This is a genomic window from Dokdonella koreensis DS-123, assembly GCF_001632775.1.
In the GTDB taxonomy this organism is placed as follows: Bacteria; Pseudomonadota; Gammaproteobacteria; order Xanthomonadales; family Rhodanobacteraceae; genus Dokdonella; species Dokdonella koreensis.
This window is the reverse complement of sequence record NZ_CP015249.1, coordinates 847,168-861,406: the sequence shown is the minus strand read 5'-3', so window position 1 is coordinate 861,406 and position 14,239 is coordinate 847,168. Positions and strand designations below refer to the sequence as shown.

11 protein-coding genes are annotated in these 14,239 nt (G+C 71.7%); 5 read left to right on the top strand and 6 right to left on the bottom strand.

Going from position 1 to position 14,239, the window contains the following annotated elements; all coding sequences use genetic code 11:
• Positions 1-24: 24 nt before the first annotated feature.
• The 3 genes from I596_RS03350 (at position 25) to dbpA (ending at position 7,050) form a co-directional block, all read left to right on the top strand.
• On the top strand, positions 25-1,773 hold the full coding sequence (locus I596_RS03350; RefSeq protein WP_067651371.1) for an autotransporter assembly complex protein TamA: 1,749 nt from the start codon (positions 25-27) through the stop codon (positions 1,771-1,773).
• Positions 1,770-5,510 (top strand): translocation/assembly module TamB domain-containing protein, encoded by a 3,741-nt coding sequence (locus tag I596_RS03345; RefSeq protein ID WP_067644184.1) that lies wholly within the window; start codon positions 1,770-1,772, stop codon positions 5,508-5,510. The genes I596_RS03350 and I596_RS03345 overlap by 4 nt, the downstream gene beginning before the upstream one ends.
• A gap of 175 nt (positions 5,511-5,685) precedes the next feature.
• The gene (dbpA, locus tag I596_RS03340) at positions 5,686-7,050 is read left to right on the top strand and encodes an ATP-dependent RNA helicase DbpA (protein WP_067644181.1); all 1,365 of its coding nucleotides are present in this window, start codon (positions 5,686-5,688) and stop codon (positions 7,048-7,050) included.
• A 54-nt stretch (positions 7,051-7,104) separates the two neighbouring features.
• On the opposite strand, the gene prpC is transcribed toward dbpA, so the two are convergent.
• The 4 genes from prpC to prpB all read right to left on the bottom strand — a co-directional run bounded on the left by prpC (position 7,105) and on the right by prpB (position 10,519).
• On the bottom strand, positions 7,105-8,253 hold the full coding sequence (prpC, locus tag I596_RS03335; RefSeq protein ID WP_067644178.1) for a bifunctional 2-methylcitrate synthase/citrate synthase: 1,149 nt from the start codon (positions 8,251-8,253) through the stop codon (positions 7,105-7,107).
• Entirely contained in the window at positions 8,250-8,885 is a 636-nt protein-coding gene (locus I596_RS03330) for a DUF1003 domain-containing protein (RefSeq protein WP_067644175.1), read from the bottom strand. Before I596_RS03330 ends, prpC begins: the two co-directional genes overlap by 4 nt.
• A gap of 97 nt (positions 8,886-8,982) precedes the next feature.
• Positions 8,983-9,618, bottom strand: a complete 636-nt coding sequence (locus I596_RS03325; RefSeq protein WP_150131989.1) for a hypothetical protein — start codon at positions 9,616-9,618, stop codon at positions 8,983-8,985.
• Between the two features lie 4 nt (positions 9,619-9,622).
• Positions 9,623-10,519, bottom strand: a complete 897-nt coding sequence (gene prpB / locus I596_RS03320) for a methylisocitrate lyase (protein WP_067644170.1) — start codon at positions 10,517-10,519, stop codon at positions 9,623-9,625.
• Positions 10,520-10,656: 137 nt separating this feature from the next.
• On the opposite strand from prpB, the gene I596_RS03315 reads away from it, so the two are divergent.
• Positions 10,657-11,886, top strand: coding sequence for a citrate/2-methylcitrate synthase (locus tag I596_RS03315; RefSeq protein WP_067644168.1), 1,230 nt, complete (start codon positions 10,657-10,659; stop codon positions 11,884-11,886).
• Between the two features lie 113 nt (positions 11,887-11,999).
• Here the strand turns inward: I596_RS03315 and I596_RS19170 are convergent, their stop codons facing one another.
• Both I596_RS19170 and I596_RS03310 read right to left on the bottom strand, forming a co-directional pair.
• Positions 12,000-12,122: a hypothetical protein gene (locus I596_RS19170; protein WP_257722435.1), complete on the bottom strand. Its 123-nt coding sequence runs from the start codon at positions 12,120-12,122 to the stop codon at positions 12,000-12,002.
• The gene (locus I596_RS03310; protein ID WP_067644165.1) at positions 12,119-13,369 is read right to left on the bottom strand and encodes an MFS transporter; all 1,251 of its coding nucleotides are present in this window, start codon (positions 13,367-13,369) and stop codon (positions 12,119-12,121) included. Before I596_RS03310 ends, I596_RS19170 begins: the two co-directional genes overlap by 4 nt.
• Positions 13,370-13,485: 116 nt before the next feature.
• Between I596_RS03310 and I596_RS03305 the strand changes: the two genes are divergently transcribed.
• Positions 13,486-14,052 (top strand): TetR/AcrR family transcriptional regulator, encoded by a 567-nt coding sequence (locus I596_RS03305; protein ID WP_067644162.1) that lies wholly within the window; start codon positions 13,486-13,488, stop codon positions 14,050-14,052.
• Positions 14,053-14,239 lie beyond the last annotated feature (187 nt).

The following is a 14,239-nucleotide window of genomic DNA, read 5'->3' as shown; positions in this document are numbered from 1 at the left end:
GACCCGGTCCCGATGGCGCCCTGCATGACCTACCCACGCCACCCCGGTTGCGCGGCCGCCCTGGCCGCCACCACCCTGCTGCTGGCCGGCCCCGCTGCCGGCGCGCGGCTGGCCGTGCAGCTCGAAGGCCTGGACGGTCCGCTGCGCGAGGCCGCCCTGGCACGCCTGGAGCTGCAGCAGTACGCCACCCGCGACGTCAGCCCGGCGCAGGCGCGGCGCCTGTACAACCGCGCCGAAGGCCAGATCCAGGCCGCGCTGGAGCCGTACGGCTACTACAACGTGTCCGTCCAGGGCGAGCTCAAGCAGGCCGGCGACACCTTCACCGCGGTCATCGAGATCAAGCCCGGCGAGCCGGTCCGCGTGACCGATGTCGACCTGCGCATCGACGGCGAAACCGAGGGCATCCGCGCGATCGACCGGGCCCGTGCCGGCTTCGAGCCCGGCATCGGCCACCCGCTCGACCATGCCGCCTATGAGCGCAGCAAGGCGACGATCTCCTCGGCCCTGTTCGGCAGCGGCTACCTGGACGCGACGATCGACACCCATCGCGTGGACGTCACCCGGTCCAGCAATACCGCCCAGATCCACCTGGGCTGGAAGGCCGGCGACCGCTACCGCTTCGGCGAGACGCGCTTCGAGGGCGGCCAGTTCGCCGACGACTTCATGACCCGCTACATCCCGTGGGAGCCGGGCAAGGACTACTACTCGCAGGACCAGTTGCTGGCGTTCCAGCAACGGCTGGTCGATGCGAACTATTTCGCGATCGCCCAGGTGCAACCGAATGTCGAGGCCGCCGCCGACGGGGTGGTACCGATCGACGTCATGCTGGCGCCGGCCAAGCGCACCGTCTACACCGGCGGTGTCTTCATCGGCACCGACACCGGGCCGGGCGTGCGCGGCGGCGTCGAGCGCCGCTGGGTCAACGACCGCGGCCACAAGCTCAACTTCGAGGCGCTGCTGGCGCAGCGGCTCAGCACGATCACCGGCCTCTACCAGATCCCGCTGCCGGGGCCGGACAACCACGCCTACAACTTCGGCGCGACCTACCGCGACGAGGATACCGACACCAGCCAGTCCAAGACGCTGCGCCTGACCGCCAACGATTCCCGGATCTGGCACGGCTGGCTGCGGACGGTCGGCGTCAACTTCCTGACCGGCGACTTCAAGGTCGCCGACGTCAAGGGCTCGACCACCCTGCTCTATCCGGAGATCTCGTTCTCCAAGAAGCGCGCCGACGACCTCAACTTCCCGCGCCGCGGCTGGTCGCTGACCTTCGCCGGCCGCGCCGGCACCGAGTCGCTGCTGTCGGACACCAGCTTCGCCCAGGTCACCGCCGACGCCAAGTGGATCCGCGGGCTCGGCGACAACAGCCGCTTCATCGCGCGCGGCTCGCTCGGCTATACCCAGGTCAGCAACTTCGACCGCCTGCCGCCGGAGCTGCGCTTCTTCGCCGGCGGCGACCGCTCGATCCGCGGCTATGCATTCCAGACCGTCGGCCCGCGCAACGACGAGGACGACGTGATCGGCGGCAAGCAGCTGGTGGTCGCCAGCGCCGAGTACGAGTACTACTTCTCGCCGAACTGGGGCGCCGCCGCCTTCGTCGACAGCGGCGATGCGTTCTCCGGCGGCAACTTCGACCTCAAGGTCGGCGCCGGCTTCGGCCTGCGCTGGCGCTCGCCGGTGGGCATGGTGCGGGTCGACCTCGGCACCCCGATCGGCGACAAGCACGCCAGCGGCGTGGAGCTGCACATCATCATCGGGCCCGACCTATGAAATGGTTCAAGCGGATCGGAATCGCGCTGCTGATCGTGCTGGTGCTCGTGCTGCTGGCCGTGCTGTGGCTGCTCAACACCGGCGCCGGCGCACGGTTCGTCCTGGCTCGCGCCGAGGCGGCGCTCGACGGCAAGCTCATCGTCGAGCGCAGCAGCGGCACGCTGGCCGGCCTGCTGCGGCTCGAAGGCGTGCGCTATCGCGATGCCGAGGCCGGCGTCGATGCCCACATCGGCACGCTCTCGGTCGACCTGGCACTGACCGCGCTGCTCGGCCGGCGCGTCGTCGTCCAGGACCTCGCCGTCGAGGCGGTCGACGTCGCGCTGACCACGCTGCCGCCGAAGCCGGAGGAGCCGGCCGGCACGTTCTCGCTGCAGCCGCCGCTGGACATCGCGCTGGAACGATTCGCGCTGCGCGGCGCGAAGATCAGCCAGGACGGCCAGCCGCTGTTCGCCGCCGACAGCCTCGACCTGGCTGCCGCCTGGACCGGCGCGGGCATCACGGTGCGCCAGCTCGCGCTGCGCGCGCCCGACGGCAGCGTCGACCTCGACGGCACGCTGACCACCCGCGAAGGCTATGCCGGCAAGGGCCGCACGACGTTCCGCTGGCGCGCCGGCGACGCCGAGTACGCCGGCACGCTCGACGCCGACAGCGACGGCAAGCAGGCGCGTCTGGCACTCCGGCTCGACACGCCGATGGCGGCCACGCTCGATGCGACACTCGGCCAGGACGCGCGCTGGCCGTGGACGCTGGCCCTCGACGTGCCGCGCTTCGATCCCAAGGTGCTGGCGCCCGAGGCCGGCCTGGCCGGCGTCGCGGTGGCGCTGCGCGGCGAAGGCGATCGCGGACAGGGCAGCCTCGCGGGCGACGTGACGCTCGACGAACGCCGTCTGCACATCGAGCCGCTGCGCTACGCGTTGACCGACGAGCTGCTGCGCATCGAGGCGCTCGGCATCACCAGCCCCGACTTCGAAGGCCGCCTGGACGCGAACGGCGAGGTTCGGCTCAAGGCCGATCCGGTCAGCGCGACGCTCACGCTCGACTGGAAGGACGTCGTACTGCCGGCCGAGCTGGCCGGCCAGGTCCTGGCCAGCCACGGCAGGCTCGACGTGGAAGGCAGCGCGGCGGCCTATGCGGCGCGCGGCAGCCTTTCGGTCGGACCGCCGGGGCAACTGGCCGACATCACGCTGGATCTCGATGGAACGCCCGAGGCCGTCGCGCTGAAGACGCTGGCCCTGGTCCAGCCCAAGGGCGGGCTCGATGCCAGCGGCACGGTCACGCTCAAGCCGGCGATCGGCTGGGACATCCGCGCCAAGGCGCAGCGCCTCGATCCCGGCGCGTTCGCCGCCGACTGGCCCGGCGCGCTCGACTTCGACCTCGCCAGCACCGGCACGCTGACCGACCAGGGCCCGGATACCACCCTGCGCATCGACCGCCTCGGCGGCACGCTGCGGCAGCGGCCGGTCGGCGGGCAGGCCGACCTGACGATCAAGCCCGACTTCATCGTCGACGGCAACCTGACACTGCGCTCGGGCGGCAGCACGGTCGAGATGACCGGCCGCGGCGGCAACCAGACCGATGCCAGCCTGCGGCTGGCCATCGCCTCCCTGGCCGACTGGCTGCCCGACGCCGGCGGGCGGCTCGGCGGCGACTTCCGCATCCGCGGCCGCTGGCCGGCACTGAACGTGGACGGGCGCGCCGACGGCACCGCGATCGCGTTCGGCGACCTGCACATCGACACGCTCGGCGTCACGGCCAACGTCGCCAATCTCGAGGATCCGTCCGGCAAGGCCACGGTGACGATCGCCGGCCTGACCCAGGGCGACCTGCGTTTCGACAGCCTGGCAGTCGAGGCCGAAGGCAACCAGGCCAGCCATCGCCTGCGCCTGGCCGGCGCCGGCAAGCCGGCCGACATCACGCTCGCGCTGTCCGGCGGCGCCAAGGACGGTCGCTGGAACGGCAGCCTGGGAACGCTCGGTCTTTCGATCGCCGGCCCGCGCGAAACCACCCGCTTCGATCTGGCGGCGCCGGCCGCAATGGGCTGGGACGGCCAGCGCTTCACGCTGGCCGACAGCTGCCTGACCGGCGCCGATGCGCGCCTGTGCGTCGGCGGCAACGGCGCGGCCGACGGCAGCCTGGCCGCCCGCTACCGGATCGAGAAGCTGCCGCTGCGCACCGTGGTACGGCTGGCCGCGCCCGACGCGCCGGTGCGCCTGCGCGGCGAGATCAACGGCGAGGGCGACATCCGCCGCGACGCCGCCGGCGCGCTGAACGGCCAGGCCACGCTGACCTCGGCCGAAGGCAGCGTGATCTACGTCGAGGCCGGCGCCCAGCCGCTGCTGAGCTACACCGGCTTCGCGCTCGACGCACGGTTCTCGCCGTCGGCGACGGTCGCCACGGTCAAGGCCGGCCTCGACCACGACGGGCGCCTCGACGGCCGCGTCGAGCTCGGCGGCGCTCCCGGCAGCGACCAGAACCTCGGCGGCCGCGTGACGCTCGACCTCAAGAGCCTCGCCTTCCTGGAGCTGCTGACCACCGAGGTCGCCAACACCAAGGGCAGCCTCGCCGCCGACTACACCCTCGGCGGCACGCTGTCGGCACCGCAGCTGGCCGGCGCACTGACGCTCAAGGACTTCGCGACCGAAGTGCCGATCGCCGGCCTCAAGCTGCACGACGGCCAGGTCACGCTGCGCGCCGAGGGGGCGGACCGCTTCGTCCTGCAGGGCGGCATCGGCTCCGGCAAGGGCCGGCTGACGATCGACGGCAACGGCGGGCTGGCCGCCGCCGCGCCGCTGGCGATCACCATCCGCGGCGAGGACTTCCTGGCCGCCGACATTCCCGCCGCCAACGTGCTGATCTCGCCGGACCTCAGCATCGAGCGCAACGCCAGCGGCACCTACGTCAACGGCAAGGTCGCCGTGCCGAAGGCGAACGTCGACGTCAGCAAGCTGCCGGGCGGCGGCGCCAGCGCGGCCTCGCCCGACGTGGTCGTCACCGATGCCGAACGGGTCGAGCCGGGCCAGGCGCCGCCGGTCGTCGTCAACGTCTCGGTCGAACTCGGCGACCAGGTCAAGCTGGCCGGCTTCGGCCTCGACGGCACGATCGCCGGCAACCTGCGCATCAACCAGCGGCCCGGCCGCGCGCCCACCGGCACCGGCACGCTCAACGTCGGCGGCACCTACAAGGCCTATGGCCAGGATCTCAAGATCGAGACCGGCCGGGTGCTGTTCGCCGGCACGGCACTCGACAACCCGGGCCTGGACATCCGCGCGGTGCGCAAGATCGAGGCCGACGACGTCACCGCCGGCCTGATGGTCCGCGGCACGGCGATCCTGCCGGTGCTGACGGTGTTCTCCGAGCCGGCCATGGAGCAGTCGCAGGCGCTGTCCTACCTGGTCACCGGCAAGCCGCTGTCGGCACTGGGCAGCGGCGAAGGCGACATGCTCGGCACCGCCGCGCGCGCACTCGGCACCGCCGGCGGCGACCTGCTGGCCAAGAGCATCGGCAAGCGCATGGGCGTGGACGACATCGGCGTCGCCGACAACGCCGCGCTGGGCGGCGCCGCGTTCACGGTCGGCAAGTACCTGTCGCCCAAGCTCTACCTGAGCTACGGCGTCGGCATCTTCGAGCCCGGCGAGGTCGTCACGCTGCGCTACCTGTTCCACCGTCGCTGGAACTTCGAGGCGCAGAGCGCCACCAACGGCAACCGCGCCGGCATCAACTACCGCTACGAGAAGTAGCCTCGCGGCCGCACGCGGACGGGTCCCCGCGCCGGTCCCGCGGGCCCCCGCCCGACGACGCCGGGGCACTGCCGGCGGAGCCGGCGTCACCGTCGCCAGGCTGCCCGGCGCGGCGGCAGCGCGCGGCGCACCGGATGAAACCTGTCGCGCGCGCGCCAAGATGCGATCATGGCGCATGACCGACTTCTCGACACTGCCCCTCCCGCCTGCGTTGCAGCAGGCCCTCGCCGCACTCGACTACGCGCAGATGACGCCGGTGCAGGCACAAAGCCTGCCGGCCATCCTGGAAGGGCGCGACGCGATCGTCCAGGCGCGCACCGGCAGCGGCAAGACCGCCGCCTTCGGCCTGGGCCTGCTGGCCGCCGTCGACCCCGCCATCACCGCCGTGCAGGCGCTGGTGCTCTGCCCCACGCGCGAGCTGGCGGATCAGGTCAGCAAGGAAATCCGCCGCCTGGCCCGCTTCATCCCCAACCTCAAGCTGCTGACCCTGTGCGGCGGCATTCCGCTGCGGCCGCAGCTGGCCTCGCTGACCCATGCACCGCATGTCGTCGTCGGCACGCCCGGACGCATCCAGGAACTGATCGACGCCGGCGCCCTGCTGCTGGACGGCGTGCGCGTGCTGGTGCTGGACGAAGCCGACCGCATGCTCGACATGGGCTTCCTCGACGCGATCAACGCCATCGCCGTCAGCCTGCCGCGGCAGCGCCGCACGCTGCTGTTCTCGGCCACCCTGCCGCCGCCGATCCGCACGATCAGCGAGCACCTGCAGCGCGACCCGGCCGAAGTCACGGTCACCGATGCCGACGACACGATCGAGCAGCGCTTCCACGAGATCGACGCGACCCGCCGCTTCGAGGCCCTGGTCCAGGTGCTCGGCGCGCAGCGCCCGGCGTCCGTGCTGGTGTTCTGCAATACCCGCCGCGACACCGAGGACGTCGCCGAACGGCTGCGTGGCCTGGGCCACAGCGCGCTGGCGCTGCACGGCGACCTGGAACAGCGCGAACGCGAGGACATCCTGGTGCGGTTCGCCAACCGCAGCTGCGTGATCCTGGCCGCCACCGATGTCGCCGCGCGCGGGCTGGACATCGACGACCTGCCGCTGGTGGTCAGCTACGACCTCGCCTCCGACGCCGACAGCCACGTCCACCGGATCGGCCGCACCGGGCGCGCCGGCCGCAGCGGGCTCGCCATCAGCCTGGTGGCGCCCGCGCAGATGCCGCGCATCGGCGCGATCGAGGCACGCCAGGGCGCGCGCGTGCGCTGGACGCCGTTGCCGGCCGCAACGGCCGCCGCACCGCTGCGGGCGACGATGCGGACGCTGTGCATCGACGCCGGCCGCCAGGACAAGCTGCGTCCCGGCGACGTCGTCGGCGCCCTGACCGGCGATGCCGGCCTGGACGCCGAGGTGATCGGGAAGATCGCGGTGTTCGCGACGCGCACCTGCGTGGCGATCCGTGCCGATACCGCCGCCACCGCCCTGCAGCGCCTGCGCGCCGGGCGCATCAAGGGCCGCAGCTTCCGGGTGCGCACGCTGGACTGAAACCCCGCGCGGCCGCGGCGGACGCCGGAACGGTCCGCCGCCGGGCCGGCGCGCCTAGCGCCGGTCGATCGGCACGAAGGCGAGGTCCTCGGGACCCGTGTAGTTGGCGCTGGGCCGGATGATCTTGCCGTCGATGCGCTGCTCGATCACGTGGGCGCTCCAGCCGGAGGTCCGCGCGATCACGAACAGCGGCGTGAACATCGCGGTCGGCACGCCCATCATGTGGTAGCTCACCGCGCTGAACCAGTCCAGGTTCGGGAACATCTTCTTGATCTCCCACATCGTCGATTCCAGCCGCTCGGCGATGTCGAACATCTTCAGGTTCTTCTGGTCTGCCGACAGCTCGCGCGCGACCTCCTTGATGACCTTGTTGCGCGGGTCGCTGACGGTGTAGACCGGATGGCCGAAGCCGATCACGACCTCCTTGCGCTCGACGCGCGCGCGGATGTCGGCCTCGGCCTCGTCCGGCGTCGCGTAGCGCTTCTGGATCTCGAACGCCACCTCGTTGGCGCCGCCGTGCTTGGGGCCGCGCAGCGCGCCGATCGCGCCGGCGATGCACGAGTGCATGTCGCTGCCGGTGCCGGCGATCACGCGCGCCGTGAAGGTGGACGCGTTGAACTCGTGCTCCGCGTAGAGGATCAGCGAGGTGTGCATCGCCCGCACCCACAGGTCCGACGGCTTGCGGCCGTGCAGCAGGTGCAGGAAATGACCGCCGATCGAGTCGTCGTCGGTCTCCACGTCGATGCGCTTGCCGTTGTGGCTGTAGTGGTACCAGTACAGCAGCATCGGCCCGAGCGAGGCCATCAGCTTGTCGGCGATGTCGCGCGCGCCGGGATGGTTGTGGTCGTCCTTCTCCGGCGCCACGCAGCCCAGTGCCGAAACCGCCGTGCGCATCACGTCCATCGGGTGCGCCGACGGCGGCAGCTGCTCGAGCACCGCCTTGACCGCGGCCGGCACGCCGCGCAGCGACTTGAGCTTGGCCTTGTAGCCGGCCAGCTCCGCCACCGTGGGCAGGGTGCCGTGGACGAGCAGGTAGGCGATCTCCTCGAACTCGCAGGCGGTGGCGACGTCGAGGATGTCGTAGCCGCGGTAATGCAGGTCGTTGCCGGTGCGGCCGACCGTGCACAGCGCCGTGTTGCCGGCGGCGGTGCCGCTCAGCGCGACGGATTTCTTCGGTTTGAACGGGATGGCGGTTTCGCTCATGAGGGTTCTCTTTCGCTGTCGTGGGGTGGGGTAGGTCCACCGGTGCCGATGCCCGCCTGCGCCTCGATCAGGCGCTGCAGCATCTGGATCTGGCGGTTCTGCAGTTCGACGAGCACCGCCCAGTCGCGCTCGCGCAGCGCGTTGAGCTTCTCGTGCACCTGCATGATCTCGAGTTCCGATTTGACGTTGACTTCGTAGTCGTGCTGCGCGCCGAGGCGATCGGTCGCCGCCTGGCGGTTCTGGCTCATCATGATGATCGGCGCCTGGATCGCGGCCACGCACGAGAGCACCAGGTTGAGCAGGATGTACGGATACGGATCGAAGGCCTCGCGCGCGAGCACGAAGGTATTGAAGATCATCCAGACGACCAGCGCGGCCAGGAAGGCGAGGATGAACGCCCAGCTGCCGCCGACCGCCGCGACGCGATCGGCGATCCGGTCGCCGAGGCGGCGCCCGCTCTCGAACTCGCGCACGATGTTGCGCGAGACGCTGCGGCGCGCGATGAAGCGCTCGATCACCGCGCGCTCGTCCGCCGGCAGCCCGTCCAGTTCGGTCTGCAGCAGCTTGCGTGCGGTCTCGCGCGGATCGATCCGCGGCGCCGCCGATGGCTTGTCGCTATGCGATGTACTCATCTCGCCAACCTCGATGGAGGCCTGACAGCAGGGTGCTCGCTACCCGGCACCCGTCCTCGCCGCGGCCGCCCGGAGGCGCGCCGCCACGGCGTACCGCTCAGTCCTTCGTGGCGGTGGGGTAGCCGAACCACGACTCGTCCTTCCAGCCACGCTGCGTCAGGACCAGCGCGGCCGACGCGCGGCGCGGCGCGGCGATCGTACCGGCGTCCCGATCGAGCAGGCCGGCCTCCAGCAGCGGCTTGCTCCAGGCCGTCGGCTGGACCGCGACCCAGTGGTAGACCACGCGCACGATCCAGAAGCCGCCGCGCTCGACCGGCGGCGTGTACAGCGCGATGTCGTGCAGCTTGCGCTTGGCGTAGCACAACCGGCCCGGCCTGCCGACGTTCCAGCCGAACACCTCGCGTCCGGCCTCGGTCAGCGTCAGCGTCTGCCACGGCGTACCGTTCGTGTTCGGCTGCTCGCCGGTCGTCGCGTACTTGAGGCGCACCAGCGTGTCGATCTGCCGGCGCGTATCGGGGCCGGAGTAGGCCTGCGTGTTCGCGAGGACCGCGTGGCCGTCCTCGTCGAAGCCCGGCAAATGCTTCGGTGCTACGCATACGTCCGTTCCGTCGATCTGCTCGCCGACCGCCCGGGCCACCTCGGTCTCGTCCGGCATCGGTACTTCGGCCGCCCTCACAGGGCCCGCCAGCATGCCTGCCGAGAGCACCACCACCAGCGCCCAGGATCTTTTCATCGGATCAGCCTCCTTTCGTCGCGTTCCTGAAAAGCGCATCGAGCTGCTGCTCGTAAGCGTGGTAGCCGATGCGGTCGTAGAGCTCCTCGCGCGTCTGCATGAGGTCGATCACGTTCTTCTGGTGGCCGTCGCGGCGGATCGCCTCGTAGACGGTCTCGGCGGCCTTGTTCATCGCGCGGAACGCCGACAGCGGATAGAGCTGGATCGCGACGCCGGCCGATGCGAGTTCCTCGCGCGTGAACAGCGGCGTCTTGCCGAACTCGGTGATGTTGGCCAGCACCGGTACCTTGACGGCATCGACGAAGCGCCGGTAGGTCGGCAGGTCGTAGGCCGCCTCGGCGAAGATGCCGTCGGCGCCGGCCTCGACGCAGGCGATCGCGCGCTCGATCGCCGCGTCCACGCCTTCGACCTGGATCGCATCGGTGCGCGCGATCAGGAAGAACGCCGGATCGGTCCGGGCATCGGCCGCCGCCTTGACGCGGTCGGCCATCTCGGCCGCCGGTACGATTTCCTTGCCGGGCCGGTGGCCGCAGCGCTTGGCGCCGACCTGGTCCTCGATGTGGCAGGCGGCGGCGCCGGCCTTGATCAGCGACTTGACCGTGCGCGCGATGTTGAACGCGCTCGGCCCGAAGCCGGTGTCGATGTCGACCAGCAGCGGCAGCTCGCACACGTCGGTGATCCGGCGCACGTCGACCAGCACGTCCTCGAGCGTGTTGATGCCCAGGTCCGGCAGGCCGAGCGAACCGGCCGCGACGCCGCCACCGGACAGGTAGATCGCGCGGTAGCCGGCACGACGGGCCAACAGCGCATGGTTGGCGTTGATCGCGCCGATCACCTGCAGCGGGGCTTCTTCGGCCAGGGCGGCGCGGAAGCGCGCGCCGGCGGACGCAATGGATGTCATCGATGGTTCCTCGGGCGGGATTCTAGGGGGACCGGGCGGCAGCCTGCAGCGTCAGGCCGCTCTCCGGTTATCGGTCGCGGTGAAATCTGGCACCATCGGATGCATTGATCAATCTTGATCGTATCGATCAACCTATCGTGAGCGACGGCGACTACATCCCGGCCGGCGAGGCGACGGCCCTCCTCGGCATCAGCACGGCGACGCTGTATGCCTACGTCAGCCGCGGCCTGGTCGAGTCGCGACCGGGCGAGGACCATCGCAGCCGCGTCTACCGGCGCCAGGACGTGGAGCGCCTGGCATCGCGCAAGCGTGCCGGGCGCGGAGCGGCGCGCGGGGCGGCGCAGAGCCTCGACCGCGGCCTGCCGGTGATGGAGACGCGCATTTCGCTGATCCGTCCCGACGGTCCCTACTACCGCGGGCAGTCGGCGATCGGCCTGGTCCGCGACGGCGCCGGCCTCGAGGACGCCGCACGCATCCTCTGGGATTGCGGCGACCGCGACCCGTTCTCGCATGCACCGGCGGAGGACTGGCCGGCATCGGTCGCCGCGATCGTCGCCGACACGCGCCTGCCGCCGCTGGAGCGCACGCTGGCGGCGATCCCGCTGCTGGCCCTGGCGTCGCCGCATTCGTTCAACGCCTCCCCGATCGTCCGCCGCGAAACCGCTGCGCTGCTGTTGCGGCAGAACGCGGCCTTGCTGGTCGGCGGCCGCGCCGGCACGCGTCCGGTCCATCGCGTCCTGGCCCAGCGCTGGAAGCGCGGCGACGCACGTCTGGACACGCTGGTGCGGGCCGCGCTCGTGCTCTGCGCCGACCACGAACTCAACGTCTCGGCGTTCGCCGCGCGCGTGGTCGCCTCCACCGGTGCGCACCTGCACGCGACCGTCTGCGCCGGCCTGGCCGCGCTGTCGGGCCCGCGGCACGGGGGTGCCACGACGCGCGCCTACGTCTTCATCCGCGAATCGCTGCAGGCCGGCGCCGTCGCGCGCTTCGTCTCCGAGCGCTGGCGGCGCGGCGACGACCTGCCCGGCTTCGGCCATGCGCTGTATCCCGACGGCGATCCGCGTGCCCGCGAGCTGCTCGCCCTGCTGCACGCGGCCACGCCGCGGCCGCGCCTGCTCGATTCCGTGGCCGCGCTGGCCGCCTGCGTCGAGGAAACCAGCGGCCAGGCGCCGAACATCGACTTCACGCTGGCCGCGATCTGCCTCGTGCACGAGCTCGCGCCCGAGGCGGCGCTGACCCTGTTCGCCGCCGGCCGCGTCGCCGGCTGGCTGGCGCATGCCCTGGAGCAGCAGGCCTTGGGCGCCCTGATCCGGCCCCGTGCGCGCTATACGGGGCGGATGCCGCCGGCCGGCGATCCCGCGACGTAGCGGGCCCGGGCCCGCCGGTACGACGACGCAATAGCGGTGAGCGGGCCTGCCTGCGGACGGACGTGCGCGGCGTCGCCGGCAGCGATGAAACGGCTGCCCGCCGCGCGCGCGGATCAGCAGATCATCGCGCCGAGACCGGACAGGAAGATCGCCCCGCCGTGCCGCGCCCAGAGCGCCAGCGACGCCAACAGCACCGCCAGCACGACCGCGACCACTGCGATCCGGCGCGCGCTCATGTCGCCGCGCCGAGCGCGGCCTGCGGCGCCCGCGGAAAGGCCGCGGTATCGCGGGTGGCCAGGCTGAGCACCGCGGCGAGGATGCCGAGCACGATGCTGACGTTCCAGATCGTCGCGTAGCTGCCGGTGCGATCGAACAGCAGGCCGGCCCACCAGGCGCCGAAGAACGCACCGACCTGGTGACTCAGGAAGACCACGCCATTGAGGGTCGCCAGGTGCTTGAGGCCGAACATCGACGCCACCGCACCGCTGGTCAGCGGCACCGTGCCGAGCCACAGGAAGCCGAAGGTCGCCGCGAACACCAGCGCACTCGCCGGCGACAGCGGCAGGAGCACGAAGGCGGCGATCGCCACCGCGCGCGCGGCATACAGGCCGGCCAGCAGCCGCGGCCGCGAATGCCGGCCGCCCCAGACGCCGAACAGGTAGGAGCCGGCGATGTTGAACAAGCCGATCAGCGCGAGCGACCAGGCACCGATCGCCGCGGGGATACCACGGTCCACCAGATAGGCCGGCAGGTGGGTACCGACGAACGCGATGTGGAAGCCGCAGACGAAGAATCCGCCGTTGAGCAGCCAGTAGTGCCGGTGGCGGCTCGCCCGCACGAGCGCGGCGCCGAGGCTCCAGTCCGGCTCGCCGGGTGCGCGCGGCGCGGTGCCGGCCGCGGCGCGTGCGCCGCGAAAACCGAACGCCGCGACGATCACGCTGCCGACCAGCACGGCCAGCAGGATCAGCGACGAGCGCCAGCCGAACGCGCCGATCAGCGCCTGCGCCAGCGGCACCACCGCGAACTGGCCGAGCGAGCCGCCGGCCGTCACGATGCCGAACGCCACGCTGCGCTGTTCGGGCGCCACCAGGCGGCCGACCGCGCCGAGCACGATCACGAAGGTGGTACCGCTCAGCGCCAGGCCCACCAGCACGCCGAACGACAGCACCAGCCCGTCGCCGGTATGCACCGCCGAGGCGGCCAGCAGGCCCGCGATGTAGACGATCGCGCCGGCGATCAACGTACGCCGTATGCCGAATCGCTCCGACAGCGCCGCCACGAACGGCTGCACCAGGCCGAACAGCAGGTTCTGGACCGCGATCGCGAAGCCGAAGCTCTCGCGCGCGATGCCGAGGTCGCGGCCGATCGGCTGCAGCAGCAGGCCGAAGCTCTGCCGCACGCCCATGCTGATCGTCACGATGAATGCGGCGGCCGCCACCGCGACGATCGCACTGCGGGTCCAGTCGGTTCGGGAACTGCTCATCGCGCACCTGGCGGGAATGGAAACCGGACCTGCCGTCGCGGCGGGTAACGGGCCGGCTGGATTGTATGATGACCGTCATTTAAGATGTCAAGCCTTCCGTTCGCTCCGGAGCCGCCATGAGAGTCAGCAGGGAACAAGCCGCGCTCAACCGCGAGCGCGTCATCGAGCACGCCTCGCACCTGTTCCGCCAGCACGGCTTCGACGGCATCGGCGTCGCCGACCTGATGAAGAGCGCCGGCCTGACGCACGGTGGCTTCTACGGCCATTTCCCTTCGAAGGAGGCCCTGGCCGCGCTGACCTGCGAACATGCCTTCGCCCAGGCGCAGGCGCGCTGGTCGCGCCTGCTGGCCGATGCCGGCGGGGACCCGCTGCCGGCGCTGATCGAGCACTACGTCAGCCCGCGCCACCGCGACGACCCCGGCCACGGCTGTGCCCTGTCCTCGCTCGGTGCCGAGGCCCATCGCCGGTCGCCGGCGGTACGCCGCGCGTTCCAGCACGGACTGAGCGGACTGCTCGATCTGCTCACGCGGGCCGTTCGTGGCCGCTCGGCCGCCGCGCGCCGGCGCAAGGCGCTGGCGACGCTGGCCGGCATGGTCGGCGCCGTCGTGCTGGCGCGTGCGGTCGAGGACCGGGCGCTTTCCGACGAGATCCTCGCCGCCACGGCCGAAGCGCTGGTCTCCTGATCCCGGCCGCCGCACCGGCGCGCGGCCGCGCCGCACCGGGACGCTGGAGCGTGTTGTGGACGTTGGGCTGAGTGCGAAGGCCTCTGGCGTGGTGATCCGGCAAGGCGCAGCCCGCCGGTCAGACCGGCCGTCTGGCCAAGAGCGGCAACGCCGCCGGGCGCCGCGCCAGGGGCCTTCCCGAAGGGGT